The organism is Noviherbaspirillum sp. Root189 (genome assembly GCF_001428545.1).
Taxonomy (GTDB): domain Bacteria; phylum Pseudomonadota; class Gammaproteobacteria; order Burkholderiales; family Burkholderiaceae_D; genus Noviherbaspirillum.
Map to the genome: position 1 here is coordinate 51,760 of NZ_LMHZ01000033.1, position 15,874 is coordinate 67,633.

General features: G+C 54.6%; 8 protein-coding genes and 2 pseudogenes. All 10 read right to left on the reverse strand.

All coding sequences use genetic code 11. The features are described from left to right. Positions 1–10: 10 nt before the first annotated feature. Positions 11–3,631 (reverse strand): EAL domain-containing protein, encoded by a 3,621-nt coding sequence (locus tag ASE07_RS18640; protein ID WP_082584278.1) that lies wholly within the window; start codon positions 3,629–3,631, stop codon positions 11–13. A 45-nt stretch (positions 3,632–3,676) separates the two neighbouring features. After that, positions 3,677–6,865 (reverse strand): EAL domain-containing protein, encoded by a 3,189-nt coding sequence (locus ASE07_RS18645; protein WP_057292328.1) that lies wholly within the window; start codon positions 6,863–6,865, stop codon positions 3,677–3,679. A 9-nt stretch (positions 6,866–6,874) separates the two neighbouring features. Further along, complete coding sequence (cheB, locus tag ASE07_RS18650; RefSeq protein WP_057292329.1) at positions 6,875–7,945, reverse strand: chemotaxis-specific protein-glutamate methyltransferase CheB; 1,071 nt, start codon at positions 7,943–7,945, stop codon at positions 6,875–6,877. Positions 7,946–7,958: 13 nt separating this feature from the next. Then, a complete protein-coding gene (locus ASE07_RS18655; RefSeq protein ID WP_082584279.1) occupies positions 7,959–10,223 on the reverse strand; it encodes a hybrid sensor histidine kinase/response regulator in 2,265 nt (754 codons plus the stop codon). An 8-nt stretch (positions 10,224–10,231) separates the two neighbouring features. Then, positions 10,232–11,869, reverse strand: a complete 1,638-nt coding sequence (locus ASE07_RS18665) for a methyl-accepting chemotaxis protein (protein ID WP_057292332.1) — start codon at positions 11,867–11,869, stop codon at positions 10,232–10,234. A 40-nt stretch (positions 11,870–11,909) separates the two neighbouring features. After that, positions 11,910–12,542: a chemotaxis protein CheW gene (locus tag ASE07_RS18670; protein WP_082584280.1), complete on the reverse strand. Its 633-nt coding sequence runs from the start codon at positions 12,540–12,542 to the stop codon at positions 11,910–11,912. Continuing rightward, positions 12,539–13,858 carry a CheR family methyltransferase gene (locus ASE07_RS18675; RefSeq protein ID WP_057292333.1) on the reverse strand — a complete coding sequence of 440 codons (1,320 nt, stop codon included), beginning with the start codon at positions 13,856–13,858 and terminating at the stop codon, positions 12,539–12,541. Before ASE07_RS18675 ends, ASE07_RS18670 begins: the two co-directional genes overlap by 4 nt. Before the next feature lies 1 nt (position 13,859). After that, positions 13,860–14,306 carry a chemotaxis protein CheW gene (locus ASE07_RS18680; RefSeq protein WP_057292334.1) on the reverse strand — a complete coding sequence of 149 codons (447 nt, stop codon included), beginning with the start codon at positions 14,304–14,306 and terminating at the stop codon, positions 13,860–13,862. A gap of 494 nt (positions 14,307–14,800) precedes the next feature. After that, positions 14,801–15,042, reverse strand: a pseudogene (locus ASE07_RS18685) (DUF6429 family protein). 10 nt (positions 15,043–15,052) lie between these two features. After that, positions 15,053–15,774: pseudogene (locus ASE07_RS18690) on the reverse strand (IS630 family transposase); the annotation flags it as partial. Between the last annotated feature and the right edge of the window lie 100 nt (positions 15,775–15,874).

The window sequence follows — 15,874 nt, forward strand, 5'->3', positions numbered from 1 at the left end:
AAGACGGACATTACGCAGATTCAGCGGGCGTCAAGGTAATGAGCGTGCCACGCGACTGTGTGCCTCTGCCCATGCTGCGCGAGACAACATCGAAACGTTTGCCATGCACTTCTGCGACGCATTTTTCACCTTCGGCGACGCCGCGGATCGCATGCAACACTTCTGGTACTATCTGCTCGGCTTCGCTGCCGAGTATCAAACCAACTCCCTTAAACAGGTTCTGCCCGGCGACATTGGTGAAGGCAATGATCTCGTCGTCGTCCAGTCCGATAATCGGCAGCGGTACATGTTGTAATGCTTCGCGCACGATATCGAGTGTGATTTCATCGTGCTGGATTTGCTGCTGCTGTTGCTTTAGCACCTCTTCCAGCTGTCGATTGGCTTGCGCCAACCCATAATTAGCCGTCCGCACTTCCAGGTCAAGGCGCCTGTTGTCGTCCGCCATCTCCTTGTGCTGGAATGCCTCGTCGATATGCGCCCGCAGCTGCGCGTCGTCCCAGGGTTTGGTGAGGAACTTGTAAATCGCTCCCTCATTTACCGCATCTGTGACTGATTGCAGCTCGGTAAAGCCAGATAGTACAATGCGCACCGTTTCTGGATACAGGGTTTTCACCGCCCGAAGGAACTCGACCCCAGTCATGCCTGGCATGCGCTGGTCGGATACGATAACGTCCACCTCCGTCGTCGAGAGCAACTCCAACCCCTCCTTGCCACCGGGCGCTGTAAGTATCTGGTAACCGGCCCCGCGTAGCTGCCGCTTCAGTGCGCCAAGAATATTCGGCTCGTCGTCCACCAGCAGCAAGGTACGGGGACGTTTGTGCATGCGCAACAGGCGGTCTGGCAAGCGCGGCGCTTCGCGCAGCAGTGCCTCCATGTCACTTGGCGCCAGCGGCTTCGAAAATACGAAACCCTGTATTTCGTCGCACATGTTCCGTGACAAGAACTCGCATTGCGCTTCAGTTTCTACTCCTTCAGCGATGACCCGGATCCCAAGACTGTGCGCCATCGAAATGATGGCATCAGATATGGCGGCATCGTTCGACTGCGGCGAAATCTTCTGAACGAACGACTGGTCAATCTTCAACACATTGATGGGAAACCGATTCAGATAGGCAAGGCTCGAGTAACCGGTACCGAAATCATCGATTGATAAACTGACACCCAAGGCCCGAAGTTTGTTAAGGACGTCAACTGCGCGCTCCACATCGGTCATCACGATGCTTTCGGTAAACTCGAGGTCGAGATAATGTGCGGCGAGTCCGGTTTCCTTGAGTGTATTTGCGACCAGCCCAACAAGATCCGGTTGCGCGAATTGACGGACGGAGAGGTTAATGGCGACGCGCAAATCGCCCAGACCGGCGGATTGCCATTCTTTGATTTGCGCGCATGCCGTACGCAGCACCCATATACCAATCGGCAAGATCAATCCGGCCTCTTCTGCGAGGGCAATAAAACGGCCCGGTGGGACTAGGCCCAGTTCCGGGTGTTGCCACCGTAGCAGCACTTCCACGCCAACCATCCGACCTGAGCATAGGTCCACTTGCGGCTGGTAGTGCAGCAGGAACTCGGAGCGTTCCAACGCACCACGCAACGCAGTCTCGAGCTGCAGGCGCTCCTGGGCGCGCTCGTTCAACACTGGTGTATAGAACTGAAAATTATTGCGTCCAAGTTCCTTAGCCCGGTACATCGCAAGATCCGCATTCTCAATCAATGCTTCAGGATTACGTCCATCAGTCGGATACACGGAAATGCCGGCACTGCAGCTTAGGAATAGTTCGTGGCCTTCGACGGCGATTGGTTCGGTAATCACTTCCATGATGCGATGCACGACTGCTGTTGTCAGATGTTCGCCGGCATGTTCCGGCAGAATCAACACAAATTCATCGCCACCCAGGCGTGCCACCGTATCGGACGTCCGTACAACGGATCGTAACCGTTCCGATATCGTTTTGAGAAAAACGTCGCCCGCATGGTGACCGAAGCTGTCGTTGACGAACTTGAAACGGTCGAGATCAAGGAAGACGACCCACACCGCTTCCTCATAGCGCACGGCATGTCCGATGGACTGATGCAGACTTTCACGCAACAGGTTGCGATTGGCCAGGCCCGTCAACGAATCATGGTTGGCTTGATATTCGAGTTCTTTTTCATAGCGCTTTTTTTCTGTAATATCGTAATGCGCCACAACAAAATGTCCCGCTTCGCCCGAGTTATCTCTAACGGGTGCGATATAAACCTCGGACCAGAACGATTCGCCGTCTTTTCGGTAGGTCCGCAGAACGGTTTTTACCTCACGCATTTCTCTGACACCAGAAATAATTTCCTTTACACCAGCTTGATTGCGCTCTTTCCCCCAAAGTATGCTGCAACTGCGTCCAATGACTTCGGTAGCGGAAAACCCAGTCATCTTTTCGAAGGCCGGATTCGCATATTCGATTGGGTAGTCCGGGCCTATTGAGCTGGTGATGATGATTCCGTTGACGCAGGCTTCAATTGCGCGTTCTTGCAGTTGCAATGTTTGATTGGCTTGTGTCAACGCAGCAGTACGTTCCTGTACTATCTGCTGTACACGGGCGGATCGTGAAGTGAGCGCACGCATGTAGGCTGCCGCCAAAAGGCTACTTATGAGGCCACCGATAAGCATTAGCAAAGTACGGAAATAACTTTTTAGCGATGGCGAAGCTGAATCGGACACGACCATGTGCCATGGTTCTCCCGCAACCTCGAAGGTTTCTTCAATACGTCCCGGCACGGGGCGGAAGATTCGCATGGCAGACGCGAACAACGCATGTTGACTTGCCATTGCGTCTTTTGCATGAAACGCGAGGTTTTCTTGATTGACAATCGTGCCGGTATAAACGCGGATGTCGAATCCGGACACACCGAGCAGTTTTCGTTTAGCCAAGATCTTTTCCACTAATTCCGAACCGACAAGCGTGATCGCCGTGTAGCCCAGAACAGCGCGACAGCGCGACACTACATCGTTTGGCAGCATTCCGCGGTGATAGGTCGGCATTAGTATCACAAAGCCGCGCTGCGTGCCGATTTCTTGCACAAGCCGATACAGTGGCGTTGCTGACGCATTCCCGGTGGCACAAGCCCTTTGCCAGACGACATCTTGTTCCCTGCGCGAAGAGGCATCCAGGCCGAATGCTGCCGTGTTCCCAGCCATCGGTTCCAAGTATTCAATGACACGGTATTGTGCCCTCCGGCTTGCGGGACCAAGCTTTCCGTTGGAAAATTCGGTAACAGCGAACCCCGGATGGCGCTTTCGCATTGCTGCTTCGAAGGCAGGTCTTTCCTCCTCAGAAACCAGACGTTGGAAAGCAATGGAGCGGATCTGCGGATTGCGCTCTAACAAGGGCCGCGTAAACTTCCGGAACTGTTCATGATCAACCGGCCACATTGTTGAAAATAGTCGATTGACATCCGACAGCACCTCAACAGTTTCTCCCATGCCGTTTCGGACCGCATCGATACGCATCATCGCGCGTCGCTCGAAATCGGCTCGGTACTTATTGACTTCAAGGTTACTGACGAGGGCGGTAAGCGACCCAGTAAAAAAGAGTCCGGTCAGCAGTACCAGCCATGCAGGCGATACGACAGATGCAGATGAATGTTTGTTTGACATATCGACTCAATTAAAATGGCCGTCAGCGCATATTCTGATAGCTGATCACAAGGACGCTGCGCTGCGCATAACTACCTTGGATTCGAACTCACTGAACGCGTCGTCAACCGCGGAGAACAGTTCTTCCTCATCCCAAGGCTTGGTTAAAAACTTGAAAATGGCACCATGGTTGACTGCATCGGTCACCGACTGCAAATCAGTGTAACCACTGAGCACCATGCGAACCACCACAGGGTACATATGCTTGACGCGTGAAAGGAATTCGGTACCGCTCATATCCGGCATGCGCTGATCGCAGAGTACGACGCCGACTTCGGTGGTTGCCAGTATTTCAAATGCTTCTGCTGCACATGTCGCGACGTACAATGTGTAGTCCTTGTTACGCATGAGGCGCTTGATTGCGGCGACTACATTTAGCTCATCGTCGATGAACAATAGAGAGCGCTTGTACGGCTGACGAGGCAGCTTGTCGAGCACGAGGGTCTTCTTCTCGCTCAGCAGGTGCGCGTAGGCAGCGGCGTCGACCGGCCTGCTGAACAGGTAGCCTTGCATCTCGTCGCAACCATTTTGAGCGAGCAGCGCGAGTTGGCCTTCCGTTTCTACTCCTTCCGCGATGACCTTCAGTCGCAGGCTGTGCGCCATGGCGATCACGGCCCGTGATATCGACAGATCGTCTGGGTCGGAAATGAGGTCGCGCACAAAAGTTTGATCCAGCTTGAGCTTGTCAACCGGGAAGCGCTTCAAATAGTTCAGATTGGAATACCCGGTACCGAAGTCATCGATCGACAGCCTTATACCCATTTGCTTGAGCGTGTTCAGGATTGCAAAGGTATTTTCCGGGTCTTCCATCGATAGGCTTTCGGTCAGCTCAAGTTCGAGAAGCCTCGGGTCGAGGCCGGTCTCGTCCAGGATCCTTTTGACAGTGACCGCGATGTTTTCGGAGAACTGCTTGGCCGACAGGTTGACAGCTACCGGAATTTTCGGCAGTCCCGCACGTTGCCATGCACAACTCTGTTCGCAAGCCTTGCGCAACACCCATTCCCCGATCGGCAAAATGAGCCCGGTTTCCTCCGCGAGTCCGATGAATCGCCCCGGCGGTATTAATCCGAGCTCAGGATGCTGCCAGCGTACGAGGGCTTCCGCTCCGATGATTTTTCCGGACTTCAAATCGACCTGAGGTTGGTAATGAAGCAGGAATTCATTACGTTCGAGTGCGCGGCGCAATGCGCTCTCAAATTTGAACCGGTCGTTCGCTCCACGATTAAGTTCGGGCATGTAGAACTGATAGCCTTCCGTCTTGTTGGCAAGCGCGCGGCGCATTGCCATCTCCGCGCCTTGCGATAACAGCTCGAAATCGTCGCCATCATCGGGGAAAATGGTAATCCCCACGCTTGCCGCGATATGCAAATCATGATGTTCGAAGTGGAATGGCTCGCTCATTATTGAAAGAATCTGGCGTGCAATCACCGATAGCTCTTTTGGTTCCCTCCTTGTCGCGACAATGGCAAAGGTCTTGTCGTCAAAGCGTGCCACGCTGTCTTCACCGTTTGCCCATTCTTTAAGGCGGCTGGTAATCTCTTGCAGCAAGGTGTGCTCAGCGTTGCTGCCGAGGCTTTCCCGTATCAGTGGCAAGCGATCGAAATGCACCAGCAAAAAACCCATCACGTTCTTGTCAGCGAAAATTTTTTCCTGGAGTAGCTTGACCCGGTCACGTAACAGAATGCGATTCGGAAGACCGGTAAGAACATCAAAGTTACTGAGATACTGGACTTTTTCTTCCGCGTTCCGCAGTTCGGTAACGTCAATGCCGGTCCCCAGGAAGTATTCGACTTCCTGACCTGCGTTTCTCAACACAGTCGTCGACCAGATGACATTGCGTATGCTCCCGTCGCGCGCTATCCATTCATCCTGAACCTGATGCGGCAACTTGTCAAAATCGCCATCAAGGAAAAACTTCCTCGCTGCTTCCGCACGATCCTGCGCCAGGAATATCTCCCAGAACACGCGCTGGCGTACTTCTTCAAATTTCCACCCCAACACGTTTTCGCAGGCCGGATTAAACATCACAATACGCCCGCTGGTGTTCACCAGGAACACCAGCGCACCTGTGGTACTAACCACGCCGGAAAGCAGGTTGCGTTCCGCCTGCAGCGCCTCGGCACGTTCTTTGACCAGTGCTTCCATGTTCCGGTAAAGATGTGCTCGCTCAAGCGCAATGGCGATCTGGTTTCCAACCGTATTGAGCACCCGGAAATTATCTTCTGCGAGCGTCGGGGTCTGGTCGTAGAGCAGGTCCAGCAGCCCAAAGGTGTGCGACCCTGCAGTCAGCGGAACGCTAATTTGACCACAGCCATTCGAGCCAGTGAGCCGCGACTGCGAGAGAGCGGCGCAGTCGCCAATGACTTTGGCTGCTCTTAGTTCGCCAGCCATCAGCCTCGTGCGGCACGCGCACTCGACACACGCATCCAGGGCTGCCTGATCCACTCCGAAATCCCTTATGGACGTCACACGTAAATTACCTTCCAAGTCGAACAGCTTTATGCACCCGCCAATTACACCGGGCAGGTCAAGTACCCTGTCGAGCGCCATCTCCGAGACCGCCTTCTCGGTGATGGCGGGGTTCAACGCCTCGGCGATCCTGTATAGGCCTTCCAGCGACTGATAAGAATTGGCGATCTGATTTTGCTGCGCCCTTAACTCCTCGGTCATCTGTATCGCTTCCTCGTAGGTCGAGATGAGGAGGTCGAATATCTGTTGGCGCTCGGCCGTAATGAAGTGCGTTTGCCCGCCAAGATTGACCTGCATGCCAAGCTGGACTTTTTCGTTACTGCGCAATTCGCGGTTGGCCAGGATGAGGCGGATGCGTCCGAGCAGGTATTTGCCATCGAAGGGCTTGCGGATAAAGTTGTCCGCGCCGCAGTCGAGGCCTTTTATGACGTCGTACAAACTGTTCAGTGCGGTGAGAAGAATGACCGGAATGTCGCAAAGGGAACGGTCCTCTTTTAGCTTCCGGCACATGTCGAAGCCGTCCATTTCCGGCATCGCAATATCGCTGACGATCAAGGTCGGCTTTGCCGCCCTTGCTTCCGCCAGACCCAGCCGACCATTTTTTGCCAGCCGCACCTGATAGCCGTCAGACGACAATAAGTGCGCAATCTGATTTGCCTGTGTGTCGCTGTCTTCGACAATCAGGATATCGACGATATGATCCCGACTGACATCGTTGTTTTTCATTATTTTCCTTCAGTCCTGGAGAAAAGGCAGACCGGGAACGTGCTGTTTGCCCAGAACACGTAATATCCTGCCAATTTCGGCCGGGGCCAGGATTAGTCTGGCCGCATCGTGCCTGATTGCCTCGCCGGGCATCCCGTAGACGGCCGAGGTAGCGCGGTCCTGCACAATCGTGACGGCACCGCTGTCCTTGAGTTGCCGAAGCTCCTGTGCACCATCCTTCCCCATTCCGGTCAACTGTACCGCAACGGTACCGCTGCGCAAGTCCTTGTGAATCGAACGAAAAAGATACGACACCGAAGGACACATTCCATGCTCTGGCCGATCGGACGATAGTGCGATATGCAAGTCGCGCGTCACTGCGATATGGAATCCGTCGGGTGCGAGGTAAGCGCATCGGCCGACAAGTTGTTCGCCATGGGCGGCGAGACGCACCGGAAATCCGCTTGCCGAAGACAGCCATTCCACGAATCCGCCGATGAAGCCCGCCGACATATGCTGCACGATAACAATGGGTAACGCATAGTCAGGTGGTAACTCGGCCAGAATGTCGCGCAAGACAGTGGGGCCACCGGTAGAGGCGCCAAGTAGTACCAGCTTGTACGCCTGTTTCTGCGGTGGGGTAGCCTTCACGATTACCTTGCGCGCGTTGTGTCCCGCCCCCTTGGGCCAGCGCCGTACAACTCGAACTTCGGCCATAGCCTTTACGGTGCGGATGAGCGCTTGCGCCGTCTGGTTATACGCTGCATTTTCGGGACCGCAAGGACGTTGTACGATCACCAGGGCGCCGGCTTCGACGGCCCGGAAGCTGGCGTCGATTTCAGCTTGTATTTCGCTGCCGCTGACGATCACGATCGGCGTCGGGCGGGTTTCCATGATCTGTCGCGTGGCTTCGAAGCCGTCTACATTTGGCATATGTAGATCCATCGTGATGACGTCCGGTTTTTTTTCGTGCACCATCCGCAATGCATCTTCGCCATCAACGGCGCAACCTACGATCTCCATCTCGGGATCCGAGCCGAGGATGTACACCAGCAGCTCGCGTACCGAAGGAGAGTCGTCCACTACCAGCACCCGGATCATTCCACGGTTCTCCTCATATCAGGCGTCGGATCGTCTTCAACAGGTTGTCCTGATCGAACGACCCTTTGACGACATACGCATCGGCACCCGCACGCAAGCCCCGTTCTTTTTCCTGAGACGACTGCAGCGAAGTCACAAGTATTACCGGTAGGTCTTCCGTTTTTGGGTTGGCGCGAATGCGCTCGGTAAGCGCCAGTCCGTCAAGATGCGGCATTTCGATATCGCTGACTACCGCGTCGAAGTCCTCCTGCCGTAATTTCGATAGCGCCTGCAGGCCGTCGATGGCAGTCTCGACCGCGTATCCGGCACTTTCCAGTATGTGCTTCAACAACAGCCGCGATGTAATGGAATCCTCCACCACAAGCAACCGCCTAACCGTGGCTGTACTTGCCGGATCGCGCTGCGTTGGCGGCGCGTCGTTGCCCGCCTCAAGTCCACGTTTGGCGATATCCTTCAGGGCAAGTATTGGCACAAGACTGCCGTCACCGAGTTGCGCGGCGCCGGTAATGCAGCGCACGCGACGTAATTGCTTGCCTAGGCTCTTAGGGAGGACCTCTTGTTCGAACAGGACTTCGTCAACCAGCAAAGCAAACGTGTTTCCGTCGGTATGCGCCACCACGGCAACACCTTCCCCATTGCTTTGGGCGGAGTCGGCACGGTGCAAGCCAAGCAAATTCGCGAGGCGGATGGCCGGCACCACGCGCCCCCCAAACAAAAGCGTTTCCCGGTTTTCAACGGTCCGGATATCACCGACCCGGAGCGCGCGCACGGCTTCGACGCCAAACAGCGGGAATACGAATCGTGTCCCCTTGGTCCGCAGCACCAATCCTCTCACCGTTGCAAGCCGCACCGGCAGTAACAGCTCGAATGAACATCCTGAGCCCACGGTCGTGTCGATACGAAGGCCTCCTCCGATCGACGCCGCTTTTTCCGCGACGACGGCTAAGCCGACGCCACGTCCCGATACGGGAGTGACTTCCACGCTGGTGGAAATACCGACGTGCAAGACCAGCTGCAATTTTTGCCGTTCGCTTAGGCCGGTTACCTGTTCTTGATTGACGTTTCCGCTCTTGAGCGCAGCGGCGACAATGGCGTCGACATCGATACCGCCACCATCGTCGGAAACCGCCACCGCGATCCGGTTGCTGTCGATCTGGGCCACCGCGACCCGTATTTTTCCCGCAGCCGATTTTCCGTTGGCCAGACGCCTTTCCCTTGGCTCTATGCCATGGTCTACCGCGTTCGTTACCAGATGGATCAATGCTTCGCGAACGATATTCAAGATGCGCCGATCGATCTGTATGCTTCCGCCCTCGATGTCGAGAACCACTTCCTTGCCACTGGCGCGAGCCAGGTTCCGGACCAGTCCGGGCAATTGCTCCAGCGCCGATGAACTCGGCACCATTGCCGTTTCAAGAGTCGCTTCCATAAGTTTGTCGCGAATCCCGACGAAGTGGCGACGGGTCCTGCCCAAGGCGGTCGCCAACTGGCGGCATCGAAATTCGAACTGGCCGTCGTCGCCACCAATCTTCACGGCACCACCGGTCATGTCTTTATTGGCATGGGTGGAACGCATGCGCGCACCCGGTTTCCGTGACACGGATTCGGCAACCTGCAGCTCATCTTGCCGGTCTGACATATCGTCGGCGAGTTCAAGCAGCTCTGTGATGTGATGCTGCAGTGCCAGTTCGACCGAAAGGAGCGCTTCGGCTTGATGGCGAATTGCGTCGAGATTCCTTCCCTGAACACGGATGACGTCCGTCTTCGCCACGTCCACCGTATCGGAAATGTCAGGCAATGCGGCGGCATGTACGGAGTCGGCCGTCCCGGTATCGTTATTTGTTTCAGTCGCCAGTATTTCAGGCTTTTCGGCCTCGGATATTTCCTTGGAGAGGTGATTCAGCCGCACGCCCAGGGCCGCAACCTGATTGCGTACCCTGCCGGATGGCTCGACCAGGAGCTGGCGGGCCAAGCCGCCGCCTTGATGAAGCAAGTCGAACTGTTCGGATGTAAGTGTCCGATCTAACGTGCGGAGCGCCGAAAACACGTCCTCCAGCGCATGACAAAGGTGTTCCAGCTCCGTCGAGTTGACGGCCCTGGCAGCGCCCTTCAGCGTGTGGAGGGTTCTCAGTATGCGTTCTACATAATCCCTTTGGGCCCCGTCAACTCCCTGCTCCAGAACGACGATGTTCGACAAGATGCTCTGCAGATGGTCCTCCGCTTCAACCCGGAAGGTGTTCTGCAATTTGAGAAGGAACTCTTTATGTGGATCTTGCATGGCGACGCCTAGAGCTTGAACCTTTCGCTCATTTGCTTGAGTTTCTGACCTAGCTCATTCAGGTTTTGCGCCGACATTTCAGACTGTTTCGAGCCAGCTGCATTCTCGACGCTTACCTGCTTAATGTTTTCCATTGCTAGCGCCACCTGATCCATTCCGACCAGCTGCTGTTGGCTGGAAGCAGCAATCTGCGCCGCTGCCTGGGCCGCATCCGTGATGCTTTCCGACAAAATCGTGATCGCGTTGCCTGCCTCAGTGGTCTTTTCGACGCCGTTGGCGACCGCGCGCGCTCCTTGTTCGGTAGTCATGACGGCGGCACTGATGGCCTTCTGGATATCGCCGAGCAGCACGCGCACCTGCTTGGTCGCTTGCCTGGACTGGTCGGCCAAGTCTTTAACTTCATGCGCAACGACTGCGAATCCCTTGCCGTAGTCGCCGGCTTTGGCCGCCTCGATGGCGGCATTGACCGCCAATAGGTTCGACTGCTCGGCGAGGCCGCCGACTGCCACGATGATTTCGCCGATCGCCTCGCTGCGCTCGCTCAGGCGCACGATCGTCTCGGCAATCGATTCCATTTGCTGCTGGACGGTTTGCATCCCTTCGATACCGTCCTCGATCGCCGTGCGTCCGGCGTCCGCTGTCCGTGCCGCCTGTTGTGCCGCATCCGATACCATGCGCGCCTTCTGGCTTGCCAGCAGCGCGGTTTGCTTGACTTCTTCGACTGTCGCGGTGGTCTCGCTCACTGCTGCCGCCGTTTCGGTCGCTCCGGCGGATGCCTGCATGGTCCCGGCGAGAATTTCGCTTGCCGCCGCGCTGAGCGTGACAATGCCGGTGTTCGTCTCTCTCATCAGTTGCTTCCAGGCGGTGACCATTGAATCAAGGGCGCGCAGCAGCTGGCCCACTTCGTCCAGGGAATTCGACGGCGACACTTTTACCGTCAAGTCCCCTGTCGCGATTTGCTGGGCAATCGCAGTTGCTTGCCGCAGCGGCGTCGCAATAATGCGGTCCAGCCCGACAACCAGCGCCAACCCAATCAGAATGGCAATAATGTTTGCGGCAACCAGCGTGGCCTGCGCATTGTCAACCAGCGTTTCGGAGTCGCGCATGCGTTTCTCGGCTTCGGCAAACTGCTGAGCGCCGATCTGGTCCGCGATTGCTCTCAGTTCCTCGAATTTTTCACGCAAGGAACCGACGATTGCTGTGCCCGCTTCGCTTCGTTTTCCGGATTTGATCAGGGGAAGCACCTCGCGATCACGAATCCCGGCATACTCTCTGTATGCATCGTTGAGCCGTTCGAATTGCTGTCGAAAATCGGCATCGTTCTCTCTACGGCCTGAAAGCTTGTTCAAGCGGGAGACGATTTCGGCCGACTCCTGTTCGAGATTCTGGAGGAACTTCGGTTGCTCGGATACATCGGCAACGGACAGCGATAGCAGGACAACACGTTCACGATTGATAACATTGCGTAAGGCTGTCAAGTCGAAGGCAATTGCAAAGTCGTCTCGAAACAATGCTTGCTGCGACAGCTTCAATCGCTCGGCATCGCGATAAGCAGTAGCGCTGACTCCCGCCATCAACGCTACGATGAGTCCAAATGCCAGCAGCAGTTTCAGACGAGTGCTGAGGTTCAATAATATGCTCATCATGTATCCAATCCTATTCAGCAGTTTTTTGTTTTATCGGTATTCAATCGATGTCGACGACCAGCCTGGCATCGGATAATAGTTGGACTGCATCCAGGACTGCGGTCCGATCCGTCGCCACACCCTTCAAATAAGTCTTTTCGATATTGGCCAAGGTCGGCAAATTGGGCTGAAGTGATTCCAGCGGATACCGCTCCAGTCCTAATATTGCTTCGGCAAGAATGCCGAACTCCATTGACTCTCCCCGCAGTACGACGATGGCCTCAGGTTCGGCCAGACCCGACAGCGGCAAATCAAGCAATGAGCGCAGGTCGATCACGGACAGTACGTCTCCGTATACGGCGATGATGCCGACAACGTAATCCGGGACGCCCGGAATATACGTAACGGGCAACATCGGACAGACCTTTCCTATATAAGCGGTCTCGAACGCATAACGCTCCCCGGCCACTTGAAATACCAGAACTTCGATACTGTCATTGGACGATCCGGCGGGCTCCGCAGAAGACGTGGTCGCGGCTAGGCTTGCCGCGCGCTCGCGCAATATTTTTTCTTGCCGGTCTCGATCATTACCGGCCAGGCCTTCCATCGCCTGGCGGCTGTGTTCGAGCTGACGATGGATATCTGGCCAGTTGATATTGGGTACGCGGTCAGCTGGCGAGAGTCGTCGTGTCATGATCGTGCCTTGTCCATATATGAGCGTATTGACTCTTGTAGATAGGCAGCCGGCAGGCCATCCGACCCGGGGACGATATCGTCACCGTTCAGCTTGGCGAGAAGTTCGCTTGCCGCGCTAAATTGCCTGGCCGCTTCCGAGTGCTTGCTCTGCGCCGACTGGAGCACGCCCATCAAAAAGTGAGCAAGAATGCAATCCGGGTCAAGGTAGACAACCCGCTTCAGATTCTTCATGGCATCGCGCTGATCGCCGGATTCGATTGCCAGAAGTGCCTTCGCATGAAAAATCTCTGCAGTTTGCAAGTCGCCTTCCGACGCCACTGCCTGCTCAGGTTTGCATTGTGGATTCCTGAGCCTCGGTGCTTTCGGTGTTACCGCAACGATCGTCACAGGCGAAGGCGGATTTAAATGCGTGACGCTGGCGGGTTTTTTTGCCCGATGAATATCGGTCGGCGCCGACCCATGTGTAGTTTTCTGAAAGTAAATGGCATCCGGATAACAAACACGCGCAAAACCAGGAAATAGTTCTGCGGACGCTTCGCTCGGATTCACAATTAACCACCCTCCATCCACTAGGCATTGCCGGAAGCGCTCGATAACTTTCTTGGCTTGTTGCTTCGAAAAATACATCAATACGTTGCGGCAGAAGATAATGTCCATTGCGTGGGTATTCGTCGCAACAGACGGATAATCAGGTGCAGCCAGGTTCAGTTCCGAAAACTGGACCAGTTTCCTGATCTGGTCACCTATGCGGAACTGGTTGTCGCCCTCCTCCGAAAAATTCGTCCTTTGCAACGCCGCATGCGTATTTCGGAAAGACCACTGGCGATAGACACCCGCTTTGGCGATCCGAAGATGATGGGCGTTGATGTCGGTAGCGAGAATCTTTATTGCGTCCAGACCCTGCTCTGGCAGGGCCTGCCTGATGGTCATGGCGATCGAATAGGGCTCTTCACCGGTACAGCAGCCGGCACTCCAAATACGCAATTGGCCATTATTGCGGCCGCAGTCGCCAAACTTCTTTCTAGCGTAGTCGCGTACCAGATCGAACGCCCGCGGCTCTCGGAAAAAATATGTTTCGCCGATGGTCAGATGGTATGCACAGGCGTCGTTTTTCTCTTTGTTCCAGCAACCGTCGAGTAACCATTCGATACAAGCATCGTCGTCACCGAATCCTTGTGATTCCGCCATTCGTCGGACGGCGTTGTGCAGATCACGCCGCTTCGCGTGCGAAAATGACAAACCCATTTCCGCTTCAATTTTTCCCGCTAGTCGATCTATTGCGTAGGGCGCCAGCTTGGACGCAAGCCCCGTCATTTCAGGCCGCTCCTAATGCGTTACGGAGCAATGCTATCTCGTCTTCAAACAAAAACCTTTCCGGATCTAGGATGATGCACAGTCCATCGTCAAGGCGTATGATGGCTTTCACGAAATCCGCTCCCGCAAGCTGTTGCGGCACGTCGGCGAGACCGCACACATCCCGGTCAGTAATCCCCAGCACATCGTCCACGAGAAAGCCAACGGAACAATTCGCCAGCTCCACGATTATCAATCGTTGTGAGGTATCGATTGCGCCTCCGGGCAATCCGATGCGCCGGCGAAAGTCAATGATCGTGATAACTTCGCTGCCAATATTGAGGACGCCGAGGACCACTTCTGGAGCACCGGGAAGCACAGTAGGTTGCGCACTTAACAACGCTCTGCGCACACATGCGATCGGCAATCCAAATCGATGATCTTGGCATTTGAATTCAATTAGTTTCATGTGTATTTTTTGGCGTACGCAACTCAGGATGTTGCATTGGGCGTGGTGAACCTAATATGCCGAGCATGTAGGTATATCAGAAATCGATTTTCATAACCGAATGTTCGTTATGCAATTTGACCATCTTTATTTTGCGCGGCGTACGAAGGCAAATTCGGCGACACTGTTGCCCTCCTCTTTATGTCTTTGATTATAGCGATATTTCCTGCGTGGAATATTGGGAAACACAAGTTTCCCTGTCGTTAAATTCATGACCAAAGTGTCGCAAATTTAATTACAGGAAATTTACAACAAAAGAGATACGTTGCGGCGAACATCAGGCGGTTCGTCTTATGTGGTCGGAACAATGCAGTTGTGTGCCTTTTCTATGGCAATCAAGGAATCGGCTATTCGAAAGATCACGACATGTCCGTTGCCTTTCATTACCAAATTTACATTGACAAGCTTTTAAAGCTCCGGGCTTTCCTATTGTCCTGAGTCAGAAATTCGTAGATTTATCCTTGCATTTTAGTAAAAATAGTAAAAAGCTGTTTAGAGAGCCGCTCTGACTCACGCATGCCTTCATCAGTGAGTGCAACGGATTTGGCTTTGCTGACAGAGTCGTGGATGAGGCCTCGTTCATTTGTCGCTTTAGTGCGTCCCAGTCGAAGCTTTTCCATGCCCTATTGTGCTCACGCAGAGTCAGCTGAGAAAGAGCTAGGACGGCTTCATCAATGGCATTCGTATCGATATTCATGACTTCTATCCTATGTCTTCCGGATGCGTATGCAAAATCGTTCGATGCTGGCCAAAACCTCATCGGCGGATTTGCTCCACACAAAAGGTCGGGGATTAGCGTTATAGCCGTCCAGGTAACGGCGAATTGCGCCTTCGAGCTGGCGTGTCGAGCGATGCGTGTCGCGCCAGAGGTACTTCTCGGTGAGTGTAGAGAACCATCGTTCGACTTGATTGAGCCAGGATGCTGAAGTTGGCGTGAAATGAACATGGAAGCGATGATGCGCGGAAACTACAGGAACTCACGGCTGTGATGACGGCGATGTAATTCGCCAATGACCTCGCCAGTAGCGATGTCCAACGCTGCAAACAGCGTGGTCGTGTCATGGCGCATATAGTCGTGAGTGTGTCGCTCAGCAATACCAAGTTCCAGCGGCAGGATCGGCTGTGTTCGGTCCAGGGCTTGAATTTAGCTCTTCTCGTCTACGCATAACACCATTGACTTAAGCGGAGGATCTAGGTACAACCCGACGATATCGCGAACCTTGTCGACGAAGAATGGATCGCTCGATAGCTTAAACGTCTCTTGCCGGTGTGGCTGCAAGCCGAAGGCTCGCCAGATTCGCGAGACAGCCGTTTGCGACAGATTCATCTCGCGTGCCATCGTGCGTGTGCTCCAATGCGTCGCATTAGCCGGTATTGACTCGAGCGTCTTCGTAATAACCGCATCGACGTGCGTATCAGCGATGCTTCTACCGGTACATTGTTGATATTAGAGATAGAGGTTGATTCCGCCCTGTTTCATCATCCTATCAACGAGTATAGCCAGCTCGCATGGCGGGGGCCGGTCGACG

Bases quoted from the DNA above. Each gene is read 5' to 3' on its own strand.
- ASE07_RS18640 (WP_082584278.1), bottom strand. From the start codon at position 3,631: ATGTCAAACAAACATTCATCTGCATCTGTCGTATCGCCTGCATGGCTG.
- ASE07_RS18645 (WP_057292328.1), bottom strand. From the start codon at position 6,865: ATGAAAAACAACGATGTCAGTCGGGATCATATCGTCGATATCCTGATT.
- cheB (WP_057292329.1), bottom strand. From the start codon at position 7,945: ATGATCCGGGTGCTGGTAGTGGACGACTCTCCTTCGGTACGCGAGCTG.
- ASE07_RS18655 (WP_082584279.1), bottom strand. From the start codon at position 10,223: ATGCAAGATCCACATAAAGAGTTCCTTCTCAAATTGCAGAACACCTTC.
- ASE07_RS18665 (WP_057292332.1), bottom strand. From the start codon at position 11,869: ATGATGAGCATATTATTGAACCTCAGCACTCGTCTGAAACTGCTGCTG.
- ASE07_RS18670 (WP_082584280.1), bottom strand. From the start codon at position 12,542: ATGACACGACGACTCTCGCCAGCTGACCGCGTACCCAATATCAACTGG.
- ASE07_RS18675 (WP_057292333.1), bottom strand. From the start codon at position 13,858: ATGACGGGGCTTGCGTCCAAGCTGGCGCCCTACGCAATAGATCGACTA.
- ASE07_RS18680 (WP_057292334.1), bottom strand. From the start codon at position 14,306: ATGAAACTAATTGAATTCAAATGCCAAGATCATCGATTTGGATTGCCG.